The sequence below is a fragment of the Microbispora sp. H10949 genome, assembly GCF_014161435.1.
GTDB classification, from domain to species: domain Bacteria; phylum Actinomycetota; class Actinomycetes; order Streptosporangiales; family Streptosporangiaceae; genus Microbispora; species Microbispora triticiradicis.
The window spans coordinates 56329-74692 of the sequence record NZ_JABBWZ010000021.1; the positions used below are offsets into that span (position 1 = coordinate 56329).

6 protein-coding genes are annotated in these 18364 nt (G+C 65.3%); all 6 read right to left on the minus strand.

Annotation, left to right across the window (positions count from 1 at the left end; all coding sequences use genetic code 11):
* Nucleotides 1–335: 335 nt before the first annotated feature.
* Nucleotides 336–1544, minus strand: coding sequence for an McrC family protein (locus HHX40_RS34760; protein WP_182883947.1), 1209 nt, complete (start codon nucleotides 1542–1544; stop codon nucleotides 336–338).
* Nucleotides 1541–3652, minus strand: a complete 2112-nt coding sequence (locus HHX40_RS34765) for an AAA family ATPase (protein WP_182883948.1) — start codon at nucleotides 3650–3652, stop codon at nucleotides 1541–1543. The genes HHX40_RS34760 and HHX40_RS34765 overlap by 4 nt, the downstream gene beginning before the upstream one ends.
* Nucleotides 3645–7808: an Eco57I restriction-modification methylase domain-containing protein gene (locus tag HHX40_RS34770; protein WP_182883949.1), complete on the minus strand. Its 4164-nt coding sequence runs from the start codon at nucleotides 7806–7808 to the stop codon at nucleotides 3645–3647. Before HHX40_RS34770 ends, HHX40_RS34765 begins: the two co-directional genes overlap by 8 nt.
* Before the next feature lie 64 nt (nucleotides 7809–7872).
* The gene (locus HHX40_RS34775) at nucleotides 7873–10755 is read right to left on the minus strand and encodes a helicase-related protein (protein WP_182883950.1); all 2883 of its coding nucleotides are present in this window, start codon (nucleotides 10753–10755) and stop codon (nucleotides 7873–7875) included.
* A complete protein-coding gene (locus HHX40_RS34780; protein ID WP_182883951.1) occupies nucleotides 10752–15866 on the minus strand; it encodes a DEAD/DEAH box helicase in 5115 nt (1704 codons plus the stop codon). The genes HHX40_RS34775 and HHX40_RS34780 overlap by 4 nt, the downstream gene beginning before the upstream one ends.
* Nucleotides 15867–16050: 184 nt before the next feature.
* Complete coding sequence (locus HHX40_RS34785) at nucleotides 16051–17802, minus strand: DUF262 domain-containing protein (RefSeq protein WP_182883952.1); 1752 nt, start codon at nucleotides 17800–17802, stop codon at nucleotides 16051–16053.
* Nucleotides 17803–18364: the final 562 nt, after the last annotated feature.

Genomic DNA, 18364 nt, shown 5'->3' on the forward strand with positions numbered 1-18364 from the left:
GCCTGTACTGATCGCGGGTGGTTCTGCTTCGCTCAACCAGGTAAAGCATCTCGCAGCATGTTCGGTGATAGTTCTTGGCCGTAGCATCCTCGACCGCCATGATGTCGGTGACTCGGATACGCCGACTGCGCAATTTGCGGTGACTCATAGGCGGCGCGTCCACGTGTACAACTGGCCGCAATGGGCCATATTGATACAGCATGTAGAGGTCGTCTGGATGCGGCGCGAGGACTACGCTGCAGTAGGCGTTGGTCGATCCTGTCGCCGACACTGTTGTGGGAGGTCGTTGATTCTCTGAGTGGATTCCGGTGTAAGCGGCCACCGCTCTCGATGCCTCAGCCGTGCCACGCTATCCTCCCTCCAGGCGTCCGAGACTCCGCCGCCAGATTGGCCACTATGCGACTTACCTGCGACAGAAGCACCTCAGGCGCTTCATTGAGGTCGAGTGCGTGACAGACGATTTCTATCCCCGCATGCCGTACCACGTGAGAGGCTGCATTGACGTTCCCTTTGGCGTAGATCAGATGGCCGCGTGGCAGCCGCAGCGCGGTGCAGTAAGCCAGCATCTGATAGAGGTCCGCGTCCGGGTAGCCGGCCGGTTTCTCTCGTTTGTACTTGGCGTCAACCACGGCCGAGGGGCAACCGCTCAGCTCCCACACCAGGTCGGGCCGCATCCGTACGGCCAATGCCTCGTCCAGGTGGCAGTTGTACTGGGGGTACGCGGCTCCGCCGTACCTGGCGTGGAGTTCCTCCGAGACGGCCACGGTCACGAAGTCCTCGAAGATCTTCGGTAGGTCGAAGAGGAAGCCGTTGGCGGCCAGCGCGCCGGGGGAGTGCTCCGGGGAGGTCGCCCGCCAGACGATTTCTGCCAGTCGCAGTGCCGTGTGATAGCGCGTGTTCAGTCGTGAGGCGTGCCAGTCCGGTAGCGTAGTCCCCCGGACCAGGGTGGTGACATCGGCCAGTCTGGCCCGCAGAGCGGCCAGCCGCCGCCGGGACTCTCCATCCACTCGCGGTACGGTCAGCAGCCGCGTGATGGCGGCCAGGAGGATCTGGTTCTCGGGGATGTCCACGGCGAAGTCGTCGTGGCGGATCTCCATCGGGATCACGCGCCCATGGTGCCGCCGGAGCTGATCGCCTTCCCGGAGGCGCCCGCGGAGCACGTACGAGGTCTCCTCGATGGTGCGGTATCCCTGGAGCAGCCCTTGGCGCAGGGCGCGCTCGCTCTGTCGCCACAGGGCCTGTGCTACGGCTGGGAGCAGTCCGTCCCTGACGTCCAGGTGGACGGTCTCGTCCCGCCACCCTTTGGGATCGATCGCGTATCCGACTAGGAAGAGCAGCCGGTCGATCGGTAGTTTCGGTGTCACCCAGACCTCGACGTCGCCGATTAGCGCGACGCCGACCTTGCCGCGCGGAGTGATCTCCCATAGGTCCGGCTCGTACGGCGATGGCCGCGCGTCCACGACTCCGGAGCTTGCCAGCCGGCGTCCCTGCGAGGGTCTGAGCTGTTCCAGAGTGTGGCCGGTTTCGGCGACCTCGATTCTCATTCGGGCGCGGCCAGCCCTCGGCGGAGGGAGGCGAGGCGGTAGCGGTCGAGGACGCTGGGCGGGCTGCCGTAGTGGTGCTCGGCGAGTAACGGTAAGATCGCGGTCTCCCAGACGTCGGCCAATCCGTCCTCGCGCCGGTAGATGCCGGGCTTCATCAGGTACGACGGGCCGATCGCCAGGTCGTGGTCCTCGATGCGGGCGTTGAGCGCGTTCAGCACCTCGGGGGCGTCCAGGTTGTGCACGGCAGCCTCGTCATCCTTGCGGAGCCGCTCCAGCCAGCGGCCGAGCAGGCCTTTGACGGGATCGAGGCCCGGGTGCAGCTCGACGAAGCGGAACCGGCGGCGCATCGCCGCGTCCACCAGCGCGATCGATCGGTCGGTGGTGTTCATGGTGCCGATCACGAACACGTTCGGAGGCAACGTGAAGTCGGTCTCGCCCGAGTAGAGCAGGCCGATGGCGTCGTCACGGTATTCGAGCAAAAAGTACAGCTCGCCGAAGACCTTGGCCAGGTTCGCCCGGTTGATCTCATCGATGATCAGAATGTACGGGTCAGAGGGGTGCTGCTTGGCAGCCTCGACGAGCTGCCGGAATGGTCCTGGGCGTAGCTCGAAGGCGAGTCGCCCGTCCGTGCGCTGCACCGGGCGGAACCCCTCGAAGAAGTCCTCATAGGTGTAGGACGGATGAAACTGCACCAGCTTGATTGCGCTCGGTTCGGCGAGGCTTCCGGCGAGCTTCCGAGCGATGAAGGTCTTTCCCGTGCCGGGCGGACCGTACAGGATGAGCTGCTTGTTCTCCCAGAGGAGGTCGGCGAACCGCTGGAGTTGCACGCGGTCGACAAGAATTTCGTTGGCCAGATCCTGGCTGATTGCGGGAAAGGCCAGTTCCTTGGTCGGGTTGGACGCGGCGTCGCCGAGGTCGATGTCGAGGGCGGCCAGCAGTTCCTCGATCGCGCCGATGTTTTCGGTCAGCTCGACCACGTCCGACTGGCTGTGCAGCTTCGCCGGGAGCGGCTGAGGCAGGTTCGCGAACGGCACCGGAGCCGTGGGGTTGAGCCACTCGACGGATCGACGGAGGTTGGAGCGTTTGTCGGAGGAGGCGACGTACGCGGCATCCCCGGTGATCCGACCGACGTATGTTTTGCCCTGAGTGGTGGTGAGGACGTAGTCGCCGGGCCGCATCCGGTTGCAGAACGCGTCGAACTCAGCGAACTTCGCCTCGCGCACCGCGTAGGACTTGTGCTGATAGTTGTCCTCGACGATCGCCTTCAACTCGTCGCGGGCGACGGGGATGGGGATGTCCTGCAGGCTGGACGCGGCCAGAGAGGCGGACCCCTTGTGCAGCCAGATCGGCACCAGGTCGCGCCCATCCACCGATGACCCGCGCACCAGCCAGGCCCGCTGGATCTGCGACTCCGGATCAGCAGGTGGGAGCTGGGCCAGGCGTTCCCGAATTTCCCCGCCGGGCACACGGTCCTCGGCGGCCAGGCGCCCCTGATCGTCGAATGTCGCGCCTTCCGCTTTGAGCCGTCGTGCGATGTCGCCGCCCCGGTAGCGGAAGTGACGCATACCGTCGCTGGGCAGCGTGCCGTTCTCGTAAGCCACTCGGTACGCACCGGGGATGTCGACATGTGCGAGGAAATGGGAAAGCTGCTCTTCCGGAAGGCCGGTCGCCTCTGCGAGGTCCCGGTACGAGGTCCAGCTGCCTCCTGGGACCACACCAAGGGCATTAGCGAGCAACTGCTCGCTGCCCGACAGCGCCTTGTGCGCCTGGAGACGGTGCTTCCTGATCTCCTGGTAGCGACGCAGGAGTTCCGCAAAAAGTTCGGTTTCGGAATGCGTCTCCAGGGCATCGAGGCCAGGCTCGGTGAGCGCCCACTGGCCATCGCGCTTGGTGATCCAACCGACGGTGCCGGCGTCGCCGGTCCGCCAGCCGAGCATTACCTCCCAGCGAGGGCGGCCGTGGTCGTCGCGCTGGTCCTCATACGGAGTGAACTCGAACCGGCTCGCGATCGCCTCCGTGACCTGTCGCTTGGTCAGGGGTTCCGGGCTGTCCCGGAGCACCTCCATGGCGGTACGGAACATCGCCTCGATGCGAACGCTGTCAGCCACGATCGTTCTCCGAGGGGCCGGGCCTCTGCTGAGGGTGGCGGGGGCCTTGGCCGGGCGGGGGAGTGAGGACGGACCGGTAGGGTGTGCGATCCGCGATCGCCTTCGCCATAGTCTCGTAGATCTCCAGAATCACATTCTTGGTACGGGCGAACAGATCCGGGCTGACGTTTCGAAACGCGCGGAAGCTGTCCATGATGTACTCCACGTCGTCGCGAGTGACGCCATAGAGGTGGAAATAGGCTGCGTCGAGCTCAGCCCGCAGCTTGAATCGCCGTTCCTCGTCCCACCGGTACGGCGGACCGTCATCACCGTGGTCTCGGGCGAACGGCTCCATCGCATAGGAGGTGTAGGTCAATTCCAGCGCCCGCGCCCGTACCCAGCCGTCCAGCCGCTCGCCGCTATCCCAGGGGCACTCCACTTCGTACGTCGAAGGGGGCAACACCGGCAGCTGATTGAGATAGCTGTAGGTGAGGTGTGTACCAGCCATCTTCTGGCGGGCGACGAAGTCCAGAACAAACGAGCAGAGGTTGGCATATAGACCAGTCACTCGCTCGACTTGCGGGAGCATCAGGGGCGATGTGTGCCCAATAGCGGTGCGCGGAAGCACAAAGCTGATCACAGTCCGGGTGTCGGAGCTGCGGCAGATGTCACGCCAGCCGAGCAGCCAGCCGCGGTCCCACTGAACGACTCTTCGGGCTCGAAGGTCCTCCTTGGGGCACAGCCGCTCCTCGACGTCTTCCTCCGGTACCCAGTACCGAGGAATCGTGGCGTAGGTTGGATCGTCCTTCTGATCCGGGGTCGGACGAGGGACGGTGCCGACGTTGGCCTGGGCCTCGGTCTGGCCTTCGTAGGTGCCGAACCGGTCGTCGAAGTGGTGAAGCATTTTCGCCTCGTACAGCGGCAGCAGCCGTTCACCGTCGCGGACGAGAACGTTGCCGTCGAACGTCCATCCGTCGTCGAGCATGTCCTGCATGCTTTCGTCCCGAGCGGCGCTGGGCCGGAAGAGATCGGAATCGTTCGCCATGTGCAGCATGGCCAAGAACGACAGGCCCCACGGATTGTGTTCGGGGGACTGCGGCCAGAGGACGGGAACGCGGCGGTAGATGCCGATCGTGATGTCGGCGTTCCGTTTGTAGTCGAAAACCGGGAGAGTGCCGGTGTTCGGGTTCAGCCGGGTGATGTCCTCGGGAGTGAGGACGAACCTGCGTTCGGCGATCTGCGGCACCTGCCGGAGCCGGAACGCCAGACTGATCCGCCGCTGAGATGCGCGGCGGCCCGAGCCGCTCCATAGGCAGAACCGGACACGATGGTCCACGTTGGGAAAGAGCTTCTCCTCATTCTCGAAGTCGTACAGCGAGGCGAGGGTCTTGGTCTCCACCATGTCCTTTAAGAAGAACTGCGTGGTCGCGTCGGTGGCGATGCCGGTAGGCAGGACCATGCCGACCCGGCCGTACGGGGAGATGACCATGCGGCCGGTTTCGGCGAACACGGCGTAGGTGTTGATGTCGCCCCGGCCGGTCAGCGGGTAGCGGCACGAGTCACGCAGAAGCAGGGTGATGCCGTCTGCCTGCCGCAACTCCTTCGTGAACGCCGCGTAGAGGTCGCGCTCGAACTCCTCGTCGCTGTCCTTGAGCGCGGCGATGGCCTTCTTACGGGCGGCCGCGTTCTTGGCGTTCGCGATGTCCTCGTTGCGGGAGGCGAAGAACTCCTTCTCCTGGATCTTCACCCGCTCCCAGGGCGGGTTGCCGATGACGCAGCTGAAACCGCCGTTCCAGCCGGTACTCCGGTCTTCCCGGCCATCCTGCGATACCCGGAACACATGCGGGAACTCCACATGCCAGTGGAAGAACTGGTACTGCTTGGTGAGTTCGTCGACTCGGTCGGCGATCAAGGCTTGGTGCTCATCGAGCTCTTCGCCGCCGATCCAGCCCAGGGCCGCCTGGGTGATGGCGGTCGTCCGGGTCCTGGGAGTGAGTTCCTGCACGAACGCGGCGCACCAGGCATCGGCGACGCGCTTGGCGGCGCGGCGTTCCGCGTCGACCAGACGCAGCCTGCGCCGCTGCACGGCCGCCTTAGTGAGATCGTCGGGCAGGAACGTGACGATGTCACGGGTGCCCTCGGCGATCGCCGCATTGGATCGGTCGAGCTGAGCCTCGTCGAACAGGCTGACCTGCGTCAGACCATGCGACCGATGATCCCGTTCGATCGCGTTCTCCTTGGCCACGGCCGACGCCACCGCGCGGTCGTCGCCCTCGATCGGCTTGAACGCCTCCTTGGGGATACCCGCGTCGATCAGGGCGGGCGTGGCGCCGAGCAGAGCGTTGCCGACGCGGATATTGGTATCGAGGAACGCCAGAGGCCGGCCCGGCTCGACCGACTCGATCCACAGCGACACCTTGGCCAGCTCAGCCGCCAGATCGTTGATGTCCACGCCGTAGATGCAGCGTGACACCACCTCGCGCATGGCATGCCGTACGAGATCGGGTGAGGGCTCGTCCTCCCCGGAGCGAATCTGCGCGACGCGGCGGGCGATCCGACGGGCGGCAGCGACCAGGAAATGACCGGAGCCACAGGCCGGGTCGCAGACCGTCACGTTCAGCAGGGCATCGACCTTGGCGTCGACCGTGTCGGCGCTGCCAGCGGCCTCATCCAGAACCGGGTCGAGCGTAGTGTCAAGCAGCGCCTCGGTAAGTGAGGACGGCGTGTAGTAGGAACCCGACCTCTTGCGATCGTTCCCGTCTGCCTTCTTTAACGTGAAGGTGCGCTCGGCGGTGTCCAGCTCGACGTGGAACTCCAGCAGCCACTCGTAGACGCTGCCGAGCTCCTCCGAGTCGAGCTCCCGGAAGTTGACCGGCCGCCGCTGGAACTCCGAGTCGACGACGGCCAGGCGGCGGATGGCCTTGAGGAGGTGTCCGTTCTCGATCCGCATGCCTTCCAGCGGGGCGTCCAGCGCATCCGGCCGGCTTCGCTCCAAGGGAGTGCCTTCATCGTCCTCTGTGACGCGCTCGAACAACCCGCCGAGACCGGGGATCGCCAGCTCGGGACGTCCGTTCTCCTCGCCAAGGCCCTGGAGCACGAGCTGGACAGCCTCCCAGAGGTCGTCGTGGTGATCCGTGCCCCCCCGAATGGCCCGTTCCCGCAGGCGTTGGGCCGAGAAGTACCTCGTGTAGCGTTCTCGCGCGGCCAGGACAAGCTTGCGCTCGTGGGCCCGTTCCGGGCCGTCGGGGAGCGGGATCAGCAGGACGTCGCGGTCCTCCGCCACGAACCAGAACAGCAGCCGGTAGACCAGGCGCAGGATCGCCCGGTTGTAGTCCTCCTTGCTGAGCCGGTGGCCTTCCAGGGCGGCGCGCAGCGCGTCGTTCGCCGGGTGCCTGAGGAAACCGGTGCCGAGGGTGTTGATGGCCTGCGCGACGCCGGTGCGCAGCCGTGCCAGCGCTCGCTCGCCTAACTGGACGGCATCGGCGCGCCAGCGCTCCAGCCAGCAGTCGGCGGGCGTCTTCTCCGCAGGTACGGCGAAGCGCGACGCGTGGAACAGCCGGAACAGCAGCACGAAGTCGGCGAAGAGCTGCTCGGAAAAGATCAGTTCCAGATCGAATTCGACGAACGCCGACCCGGCCAGCGCCCGTGAGTCCCGCAGCAGCCGGAGTTTGCTTCCGTTTGAGAGGATCGCCCACAGATGGTCGTCGCTACGGTTGAGCAGCTCCTGCACCATCGACTGCGGAGCCTGGGCGGTGACACGGGGAGTCCGGTGATCGAGGTCGACGTTCCAGCCGAGCAGGTGGATGGGCACGTGCTCCCAGCGGTGACTCACCGGGAAGGAAACACCATCAACGGTGATGCCGCTCGCCGCGGTCAGATGGCCGTAATCAAACTGGCGCAGCAGCGGCACCAGCCATCGGTCGCGGGTACGCGGCGTCCGGCCCTCCTGGGCGGCCTTCTCCCGCTCTTTCGTGAATGCCTGCCAGGCGCTGTTGAGGTAGTCGAAGGCACGCGCGGCGGCTTCGCGGACGTTCTCGTGCGGGAGCAGCCCGTATGTCTGCGGTTCCCGGCCGGGGAGCGTGCTCTCCCCGGATTTGGCCTCCAGGATCCGGTTGAACAGGTCGGCCGGAAGCAGGCCGCCGGCGGTGCGAACCGAAGGGAAGGGGGAACGGCTCATGCGCTGCCCTCACGACTGGCTGGTGCCGCCACGACCTGGGCGCCTTGGTTGATGTCTCGCTCGCTCACTTGGTGACTCCGGAGGGGACCGGGACGTAGACGTAGACGCCGAGGAGGTCGGCGGGGGTGTTCGGGGTGACGGTGATCTTGCTGATGCCGCTCTGCCGCGAGGCGGCCCGCGCTCGGGCGTGTGACTCGCGCAGTCGTTCCGCCATCGCGTGCGCCTCGGCGTCGAGGGCGCTTCCCAGCTCCCACATCAACCGAGGCCAGGTCTGCTCTTCGCCGTTCTGATCCACGCCAGTTTCGAGAGCAAGCAGCCGGTCGAGGTCGTCGCGGGCGATGTCGGAGGCCACGTTGCCGCTCGGCTTGGAGGTGAGCAACGTCTCCACCTCCCCCTGCGGCAGCCACTCCGGTGCGGTCGGCTTGCCGCGGAAGGCGAGGACTCGCGCCTCCTCCGCGACAAGGAGCTTCTTCCCGCTCTTGGCCGGCAGTTCCAGATGCAGGCGGAACCGGACGAGAAGAAGGGTCGTACGGCGTTGCACGGCGGCCGTGCGCATGACGCCACACCGGCTCGGACGGTTCGAGGTCGGCCAGGACACCGAGCGGTCCAGCGCCGCATCCAGCACATAGCGGGCGATCGCACCGACGGAGGGGTCCGTACGGTCGAGATGGGCATGCCGGCGAGGCACGGGAAGGACGCGATGGAACGGCAGCGGCTGGGCCTGCCCTGGTGGGAGCGTGTCCAGTAGGCCGCTCGGCAGAGTCGCGGTGACCGCCGTGAAACCATCCTCCTGGTCGGTCATCGATGCGCCGAGCGCGTCCAGGGCTTCGCGTGCGAAGGCTTCGATCTCGCTGGAGGAGCCGAGGCTGGCGCGGACCTCCGCCAGTTCCCGGGCGACCTCGTCGGGCTTAATACCGACCTGGGCGAATTTGGTGCGCGACTGGCGCTCCTTGGCCGCGGAGCTCTCCCACTCGGCGTGCAGGTCGCCCGCACCGAAGCCGTCGAGCGGCAGTTGCTGCCAAGTCTCACCGGGGGAGCTCATCAGCTCTTCCATCAGCGCTTCGACCACTTGGTTCGAGGAGTTCGGCACAGGGACGCTCACGCCGAGGCTCTTGCGGATCTCCTCGTGCTTGCGGATCAGGACCCGCATGACGACCTCGTCGATGAGGTTGTCGGCGCCGATGATGGTGACCGCGCGGACGGTGTCGGCGGGCTGGCCGAACCGGTCGACACGTCCCTCGCGCTGTTCGTGCCGTGTCGGGTTCCACGCCAGGTCGTAGTGGACGACGGCCTGGAATGCCTCCTGCAGGTTGACTCCCTCGGAAAGGCAGTCGGTGGCGACGAGGACATGGCGGCCCTCGGTCGCACTCAGCTCGCTGATGCGGGCCTCGCGTTCACTAGGCGGGAGGGTGCCGGTGACGCAGCCGACCTCCGCGGTCTTTCCGAGCGTCTTGCGCAGGTGGTCGGCGACGTATTCGGCCGTGTCGATGAATCGGCAGAACACGATGGGGTCGTAGCCGTCGGCGAGCAGTCCCTGGACGACATCGGTGAGTTTCGTGAGCTTTGCGTCGCCCTTTCCGGTCAGCGCGCTCGCCTGCTTGGCGAAGCGTAGGAGCCTCGCCCGCTCGCTCTGGTCGTCATCGTCAAGGTCGTCGGCGCCGGGGATGACATCGATCGACTCGGCGGCCTCGTCCTCCGCCATGTCCAGCACCGTGGCGCGGCCGATCCGGTCGGCTTCCTCCGGCGTTTCGGAGTCCATGCTCTTGGCCCGCGTCTGCAGAGTGGCCGCCGCGGCCTTTGGCGAGGACGCGAGGGCGCGCAGCAGCGCGAGGATCGACCAGTAGCGGACCCGCTGGCGAAGCTGCCCACCCGAGGCGTCGCGTACCGTCTCCCGGGCGTACGTGAGGACCTGGCGAAACAGCTTCCGGTAGTCGTCGGTGAGGTAGTAGCGCTCCTCGTGGGTCTCGCGATCGGAGGGGAACTTGGTCTCCTCATCCAGATACTTGCGGATGTCGCCACGCCTGCGCTGGACCATGAATCTGGCCAGCTCGTCGCGTCCTTTCGCGTCATCGAGATCGAGGCCTGGCAGGGCCGGGTCGAGCAGGCCGATCAGGTTGTGGAAACCCTCGTTCTTGCCGCTGTGCGGGGTCGCGGTGACCAGGAGCAGATGCCGGTCCTTGTCCGCGGCCAGCTCGCGGACGAGGTTGTAGCGCTGGGTGCGGCTGCCACTGGTCGAGCCGTCCGCGACGCAGGTATGCGCCTCGTCCACGATGACCAGGTCCGGGCACGACTGGATGAATTCCTTCATCCGGGTTGGCGACTTGATGAAGTCCGTGGAGACGACCGTGTGCTTGTAATAGTGGAAGATCGACTCGTCATCGGCCAGGACGGCGTTGCGGTGCAGTCGCTTGACGGTGCTCGGCAGGACCAATTCGGCGTCGATGTGGAACTTGCTGGCCAGTTCTTGTTGCCACTGCTCGGCGAGTGCAGGGCTGCACAGCACGGTCAAGCCGGTAGCGCTGCCCTGGGCGAGCAGCTCGGCGGCGATCAGGGATGCCTCGATCGTCTTTCCGATGCCGACGTCGTCGGCGATCAGCAGCCGTACGGTCTCTTGTCGCAGCGCCATCAGCAGGGGCACGAGCTGGTATGGCCGCGGCTCCACCGCGAGCCCGGCTAAGGATCGGAACGGCCCGGCCGTCGCGCGGAACCCGACCCGCAGCGCGGTGCGCAACAGCCCTGCGCTCACCGCATTGCCGGCCTCGGCCGTTTGCGGGGGCGGAAATGTGGCCGGGGTGATGTCTTCTACCCCGCGTAGGATGCCGGCGACTTCGTCATCGCCACCGCCCAGCGGCCGGGCGACCAGCAACGCGTCTGTGGTTTCCGGGAGCACGACCCAATCGCGGCCACGCGCGTGGACCAGTGATCCGGGGCTGTAGACGGGGGTCAACGCTGCTCCCTGCGGCTCGTTCCGAACACACTCGGGTATTTCTTCACGATCTGCGCGTAGTCCCCACCGTAGGGGACACGCACGACGCTCCACCCCAGATCGCGAAGCTCGTCTTCGGCGTCCTCATCGCGGCCGGGTACATCGGCGTTGTCCGGGCCGTCGACGAACACCGCCACCTGCGCGTGTGGAGTTTCATAGACCATTTCGACCCGTATGCCGTTCAGGTTCACCTTGATTGCGTTCGGCGCACGGTACTCCCACTCCTCCAGCCAGCGCACAAACGCGTGCAGCGGATCGTTCGACTCGGCGTCGGAGCGAACCGGCTCCCAGGTGTCCTGAGGCTTAGTCGCCGGGGGCCGGGGTACGCAGGCCCGGGAGAGGGCCAGCAGCAGATCACGCGCCAGATGGCGGTCGATCTGCTCGTGCTTGCCCTGGTTGCTGAACGACAGCAGGCAGTCGTAGCAGGCCTTGGCGCAGCGCTCGCCGCTGATCGCACCACCGGTGTCCTCCCCGGTGTCGGGGTCGAAGTGGGCGATCTCCAAAGCCCGTCGGGCGGCGTTGGCGAGGGCGTCGTCCTCCATGACCAGGCGGCGCAGCACCCCCGCGCCGCCCTCGGAACTCTCGATGAACAGCGCCCGGCCGCGGTGGGCCTCGTCGGGCAGGGGTTCGCTGGTCAGTTCGCTATCTTCGAGCTGGAACTCGGCCTCGATCCCGCGCTCCAGCGCGTACATGAAACTGATCGCCGTCTCCTCGCGCACCGCTGCCGCCATGCGGGTGACCAAGATGTTGCGGCGGTCCTCGACGTACGGGATGACCTGCTGCTTGGCCTGAACCCGGCCGGCGTCGTCGATGGGGTTGAGTTTGGGGGTGAGCGCGTCCTTCTCCGACAACCACCTGCCGGTGTGGACGTTGATCCAGAACCCGGTGCTGGTGTGCTGCCGGCGTCCCATGTTGGTGACCCGCACCGTCGCGGTGTCGCCGTACTGCAACTGGAGCACGGCGCCCTTGTTCACGGCCGCAGTGTCGAGACGACCGGGACGGACGCCGTGGTCGTTGAAGCGGTAGGAGGTGACCAGGTCGTATCCGGCACGGCGCCGCTCCTCCTCGTCGGAGGAGATGCGATCGCGGCGTACCGTCTTGACGGTCTGCAATCGAAGCAGCCGGTGCATGGTCTTGCCGAGGTGTCCGCCGCAGGACTCGCACATGTCGATGCCGACGACGGAGTCGTGCAGGTAGCCGCAGAACTCGCAGCGTCGTGCGGACTTGGTGTCGAGCCCGCTGCCTCCTTGCTCGTTTGGGGCGAGCTGGACCTCTTTGACCTGGTAGCGCGAGCCCTCGTGATAGATGAGGGCATCCGGGCCGAATTCGCGGATGGCGATGAAACGCGGCCGGTGGATGAACTCGACTTCGGTGGTCTTGCCCTTGCGGGCGGCAATGTAGGCACGCAGCGGCAGCCGGGGGAACGAATAGCCCGGCAGGAACCCCTCGGAGGCGAGGTATCGGTAGGAGTAGAAGTCCGTCTGGAAGTCCTCGGAGTCCTCGTTGCGGAGGAGCTTGAGCTGGTTTTCTGCCTCGCGCCGGCGGGCGGTCGCGATGTCGCGATTCTTCTTGCCGGTGGAGTGGTCGCCGATGATGCGGTGTTGTTCCTCCCGCTCGGCCTGCGCCGTACGGTAGAGCTCGCGCCAGCGGTCGAATGCGGCGTCGAACTCCTTCGCCGCGTCCTGAACGGTCCGATCGATCCAGTCGTCGTGCCACCATGAGGTCAGGTCCAGCTCGCTGACGCGCTCCGCCAGGACCACGCGGGCCCGTTCTCCCGCCCGGGTCTGAGCGTGCGCGTTGGCGACCGCCGTACACACCTTCTTCAGTAGAGGGAATCCGGGGGCGTCGATGTCGAGGATCTTGCTGATCGAGCTGTCGAGGGGGAGCCCGGTCTCGGCCAGCCAGATCGCATGCACGTGAGAGCGGATCAGGTCCTCGTTGGTGAGGTCGAGCCGAGGTGCGGCCACCGACCCCGCCACCATCTGGTCACGGTGCCGGAAGTAGTACTGGTCGTGGGCGTTGCCGGTGGCGCAGTAGGTCACCACCAGGGCTGGTTGCCCGGACCGGCCCGCCCGGCCCGCCCGCTGGGCGTAGTTCGCCGGGGTGGGCGGGACGTTGCGCATCGCGACCGCGTTCAGGCTGGCGATGTCGATGCCCAGCTCCATCGTGGGTGAGCAGTAGAGGACCTGGAGATCACCGGCGCGGAACAGCTCCTCACGGATGCTGCGCAGCTCGTTCATGACCTGGGCGGTGTGCTCCCGGGCCTGCAGGCCGGCGAGGTTGGCTGCCTTCTCTGTGTAGAGGCGCTGGAAGAACGGGTTGATCCGCGGGCCGGTCTCGGCCGCCACATGCTTGCGGATCCGGTCCTCCGCCCCCGCCTTGCCGTCCCCGAGTCGCCAGATGATCGACGAGGCCTTGAGCTGGTAACCGTCCCGTTCCCGGACGAGGACGCCGCAGCGTTCCAGGACCGCCAGCATGTCCCGGATCATCGCGTGCGCGTCGTCCCGGGAAAGACCCGTGTGCTCGCGCAGCAGGTACTTCCCATACGCGCCGAACCCAGTCAGATGCAGATCCTCGCTGGATCGCAGCCCACCATGCCGCCCAGCGCGGGGATAGGCGACCGCAGCGTAGACCACGTTCTCCGTCGGCTCCATAGCCCACGGATCCTTGAGATAGTGGCGGCTCTCTTCCCTGATTTGCACGAACCCGGGCTCGGTCAGGCAGTCGGCGTCGATCGCCAAGACCCGGCGCAGCTCGTCCAGCAGAATCCGCAACAGCTCGTCACGTAACTCGGGCCGGTCGTCCCGCAGCGCGTAGTGCGCGCCGTCCCAGAGATCCTGCGCCGCAGCGATGTCTGGGAGGTCCAAGTAATCGACCTTCAGCAGGCCCGTCTGCTCCAGGTTCGGCATCGTGATCCGCCAGCCGCGTTCCAGGTCCAGGTAGAGCCGGTAGTTGATGAGCTGGCGTAGCGCCTTCCACGTGTTGCGCTCCGCAGTGAACCTGGCCTCGGGGTTCTGTGCGAAGTCGGCGAAAGCGAGATTCAGCGCCTCGGTGACTCGCTGCGCGATCACTTCGTGGGTGAGGCCGTCAGGGGCCGCCTGAAGGGCCCTGTAGAGAGCGCCGCGGAGCTGGACGACCTGCACGAAATCGTTGAAGTGGCCGGCCTGCAGGCTGGCGTCCTGCCGGTTGTCCGTGAACGCCAGCAGCTTACGCTGAGGCTTCTCAGTCTCGGGGTTCTCGCGCAGGGTCCGCACGACGGTTGAGCTGATCACGCTTGTGGCCGAACTGCGGCCCTCCACCGCGAGCGACCCCAGCTTGGCGAAGTCACTGCCGCGCACCTGCTCGTACGACGTCCGGCAGGCAAGACAGAAGGTGAAAGGGGCAGCGATATACGCTGCGCGGGTGCCGTCTTCGTCCACATAGCCACTCGGGGCGACATGAACGATCTCGGGGAGGTACTTCCGCTTGGCCGCGATCACACTGGGGGATCCGTCACTCGACGTCTCCAGCCACGACTCCGGCACCCGCTGATCGTCGACCGCGATCTGTGTCGTGTCCGGCCAGGGGAAATCGCTCGAGATATAGAGGTAGCCGTCCAGCTCATCACCGGTCTGATCCACGTCACGGCGGGATTTGAACCGTATGGTCCCCTTGTCGTCCACCCGTCGCACGGTCAGGTACTCCTGACCACACTCCCGGCAGAACGACGCGGGTAGCAGGATGTGGTCTTCCTTGCCGGGCTGTGGAACCACTTTCTGATAGCGGCTGGTGATGTACCGGACGTCCTCCGGCTCGATGCTCAGGTAGACGTCGTCACCCTTGGAAAGGAACTGGTGCAGCCGGAAGGCGAACACCGGCCGCTGCGTCCGCGGATGGCTGATTGCAGCGCCTCGTTTGAGCGTTTCCTGGATCGCCGCCGCACACTCCTCCGGGGTGTATCCGGTCCGAGCGGCCAGATCGTGAGCGGCTTCCGGGACCGTACGCGGACGGGGCGGACGGGTCAGCGCACCCGTGGCCGGATCGGCGACCACGCCGAACTGCGCCTCCACCCACGCCGCCAGCGGGTCTGCGATGAAACTGTCGTAGTCCTGTTCAGGGATCTCGAGCCCGGTCACGGCGTCCGGATCCGCTGTGGTGGCACGCTCCAACGTCTCGCCGATCACATGCGCCCGCGCCACGGGAACACCGAATAGCCGGGTCGCGGTCTCCGCCACCTTCTCGCGGCGGTGCTGCTCGCTGCCCTCGGTTGTCATCGTGGCGGACGTGCCCACGCACTGGATCTCATCGGCCTCGCATGCATCCCGTACGCGGCGGACCAGCATCGCCACGTCAGCTCCCTGCCGGCCGCGATAGGTGTGCAACTCGTCGAGAACCAGCCATCGCAGGCCCCGCGCCGCGGTGATGAGGCTGTCCCGCTCACCCGGCCGGGTCAGGACCAGGTCGAGCATGACGTAGTTGGTGAGCAGAATGTCCGGAGGGTCGGCCAGGATCTGCTGCCGCTCATGCCCCTTCTCCTGCCCCGTGTACCGGCGGAACGTCACCGGCTCACGGCCGGGGCCGTACCCCTCCTTGAGGAACTTGTCGAGCTCGTGCACCTGGCTGTTGGCAAGGGCGTTCATCGGATACACGATGATCGCCTTCACGCCCGGCTGATAGGCGCCACTCTCCTTCTGGCGGAGCACCCAGTCGACGATCGGCACGATATAGCTGAGGCTCTTACCCGACCCCGTCCCGGTGGTGAGCGCGTAGCTTGCGCCGGTCCGCGCGATCTCCACAGCCTCACGCTGGTGACGGTGCAGGTTGAGGACGTGACCCTCAGAAGAGTCGTCCTTGCCGACGCGGAAGATGCGTTCGCACTCTTCGACCAGCAGGCCCTGCCCGATGAGCTGGGTGATGGAACCGCCGGGCGCGAAGTTCGGATTCAGCGACAGGTAGGGATCAGGCCACTGCTCGCCCTCACCGAGCCGTTTCTGGACGTGTTCCTTGATCCGCTCGTCCTCGATCTCGGTGAAACCCGATGTGAACGCCGCGTAGTCGGCGATCAGCTGTTGGTGAACCTTGAAAACGTCCATCCCGCCCGTATCCTGCGATCTTCGCGCCCGTGCGCCAGCACGCTACCGCTCCGCATCCGGGTACGGCAGCAGGCGGGCGAGGCGATACTTGCTTGTGACATTACCGGTCGTTTACCCAGCGTTACACCATCAGTGCCGATGGGGGAACGGTGTGGAGACACCGTTGCTGGTTGATAGCTGGGGCTCAGTCGACCCCGAGCATGCTGTTCAGTCGCGTCCGCATGCGCTGCTTGCGTTGCTCGATGAACGCGAGGAACTCCCGCAGGTCAAGCGGCAAGTCTTGGAGGTCATTCTCATGAAGGTAGGTTTGCCGCTCGGCGTCGGTGGCGAAAGCTTGCGCGAGCCATTCGGCCGGTAGCTTGGCATGCTTTTCGGTGTTCGGTACACCTGCTAGGAGTTGAAGGTTCGGCAACAGGTCAACCGTCGCTCGGTAGGTGCCCACCAAAGCATGATCAATGCCGGCGTCCCGGAGTCGCTTGGGTGTGAATCGGGAGCGCGGGAAGATGTGATCTTCGTGGAAGTCCTTCGATAGGTCCAGACCGGGATACAGCAGCGCAAGCACTGGGAAGGTGCGCTGGCTGCCGTACTTGAGCTCTAGCAGTTCATCAATCTCCGTTGGCTCGAAGGTAAGCGACTTACCGAGTGTTCCCATCTCCTTCTCGATTTCGGCCACTGGGAAGCTGTCGGCACCGTGGGCGTCAATCGCCTGGCGAAGCCGGATCAGCAGGGTGTCCAGCCCGGATCCCCAGATCCCGCGCTTCACTAGGGACCGAGTCACCCACTGCCGAACCGCCAGTCGGTCCTTCGCGTCTGCGCTTGAGGTTAGGTAGCTGTCTGGGAGATTTCGGCGGGCCAGGTAGTAGGACAGGGGGACTATGACGCTGGCCGCCGTGAGCGTTCGACTGGTGAAGCCGAAGAGATCAAGTAGCGACGCCGCTTTCATCATGGCAGCTCGCGTAGTGCTCCATGCATTCTCCACCCTCTGCATGTTGCTGGCGGTGAAGTTGGAGACCTTGAATCGAAGATCGACCCCGGCGACCATGAGCGCGGTCTTGAGTACGGCATCCTTGGAGAAGGAAAATGCTCTGGTGCCGCCGGTGTTGAGTTCCTGAACCAGCTGGCGCACCTCTTCTCGTGCGTCGAGTTGCTGCCACTGGTTGGTCGCCATCGATAAGAGTAGATCTGAATACGACAGCGTGGTGCCGCCGCTGTTGACCCGGACGAAAATGTCGAGGACCTTGTCCGAGTCCTGTGATTTTTCGAGGAAGTAGTTAATCGGCTTACGTGAACGTACCGCCTCGTATAGGTCATATAGGCGCTGGTATGGGTGTACATCATTGAGGTCGATGCCGCGTTTTGTCAGTTCGCTATTCAGCGCTGGGCCCGCGTTTTCCAGGTTGAGAATCGCCCCGACCGGGTACCAGCGGTCCGGATTTCCGTCTCCTGGGGCAGCTTCGGCGTCGGTGAGAAACTTCAAATCATATCGCAGACCCATTTCGTCCGGGTCGGCATCCTCCAGAAGATTGAGATATAGCCGTTTCTTGGGAAATGCGTCGGAGCTGCTCCACCAGGCGTACTTTCGTTTCTCGGCGTGGCTGCCGTATATGGCGATGTTTAGGGCGGTCAGTCGCTGCTGACCGTCCAGTACCGCGGTCACGCCACTTCCGGAAGGAACCGTCGCCTTAGTTGCATAGGGAGTGTCCCTTTCGTGATAGTGTGTGAGAAAGTCGTAGAAGGTGTAGTTAGCCACTGTTTGCGGCTCGACCTTCCAGAGCAGGAACGAGCCGATCGGGTATCCCCGCATGAGGCTGTCGATGAGCCACCGGATCTGGTCGGCACTCCAGACGAACTCGCGCTGGATCGCCGGCAGCAGATATTCCTTCCGATGGATTGACGTCAGGATCTCCTCCACAGTCACGGGCGTCTGGAAAGCCACGATCGGCAGCTCCTTCGAGATTCAGTTCGTCTGGCTTTTGCGGCGTTCCCCAGCCACGATATGACATGCAGATGAAGGTATAACGTACGACAATGTCACGCTGCAGTCACCTCTATTGCGGCGCGCACCTGCTCTCGATGTTCGCTTCGGCGCTGTTCTGCATGGCGGCATCAACCTCAGGAACAGGGGTCTTCGACCATCACGGCTAGGAGATGCGGTCGAGGTCCTTGATACGGAGTTCGGTCTGCTCGCCCAGCACACGCCGCTCTCGGTGGGCCTCAATCATCAGCCAAGCCTCCTCCGTGGCAGTGTGGCGTAGGGTCGAACTCCTTCGGTGAGGCTGATGCGTGCGGCGTCTTCGGTCTTGGCGGCACGTCCTTCAAAACGGCGTGGCAATGGCGTGCAGCGTCCAGGTCGCGGTCGCCAGGTGGACACTGGCCAGGATCTGTCAACGGACTCCCGATAGTGACCCCCAGCGGTTCCGGGAACTTTAACCCCCCGGGGTTGGCTCAGTCGCGGTTGGCGCGGTTCTCCTTGGCCAGCAGCTCGCGGCGTTGGCGGG

What these genes read in the sequence shown, in the direction of transcription:
- HHX40_RS34760 (WP_182883947.1), bottom strand. Translation starts at nt 1,544, where the DNA reads ATGAGAATCGAGGTCGCCGAAACCGGCCACACTCTGGAACAGCTCAGA.
- HHX40_RS34770 (WP_182883949.1), bottom strand. Translation starts at nt 7,808, where the DNA reads ATGAGCCGTTCCCCCTTCCCTTCGGTTCGCACCGCCGGCGGCCTGCTT.
- HHX40_RS34780 (WP_182883951.1), bottom strand. Translation starts at nt 15,866, where the DNA reads ATGGACGTTTTCAAGGTTCACCAACAGCTGATCGCCGACTACGCGGCG.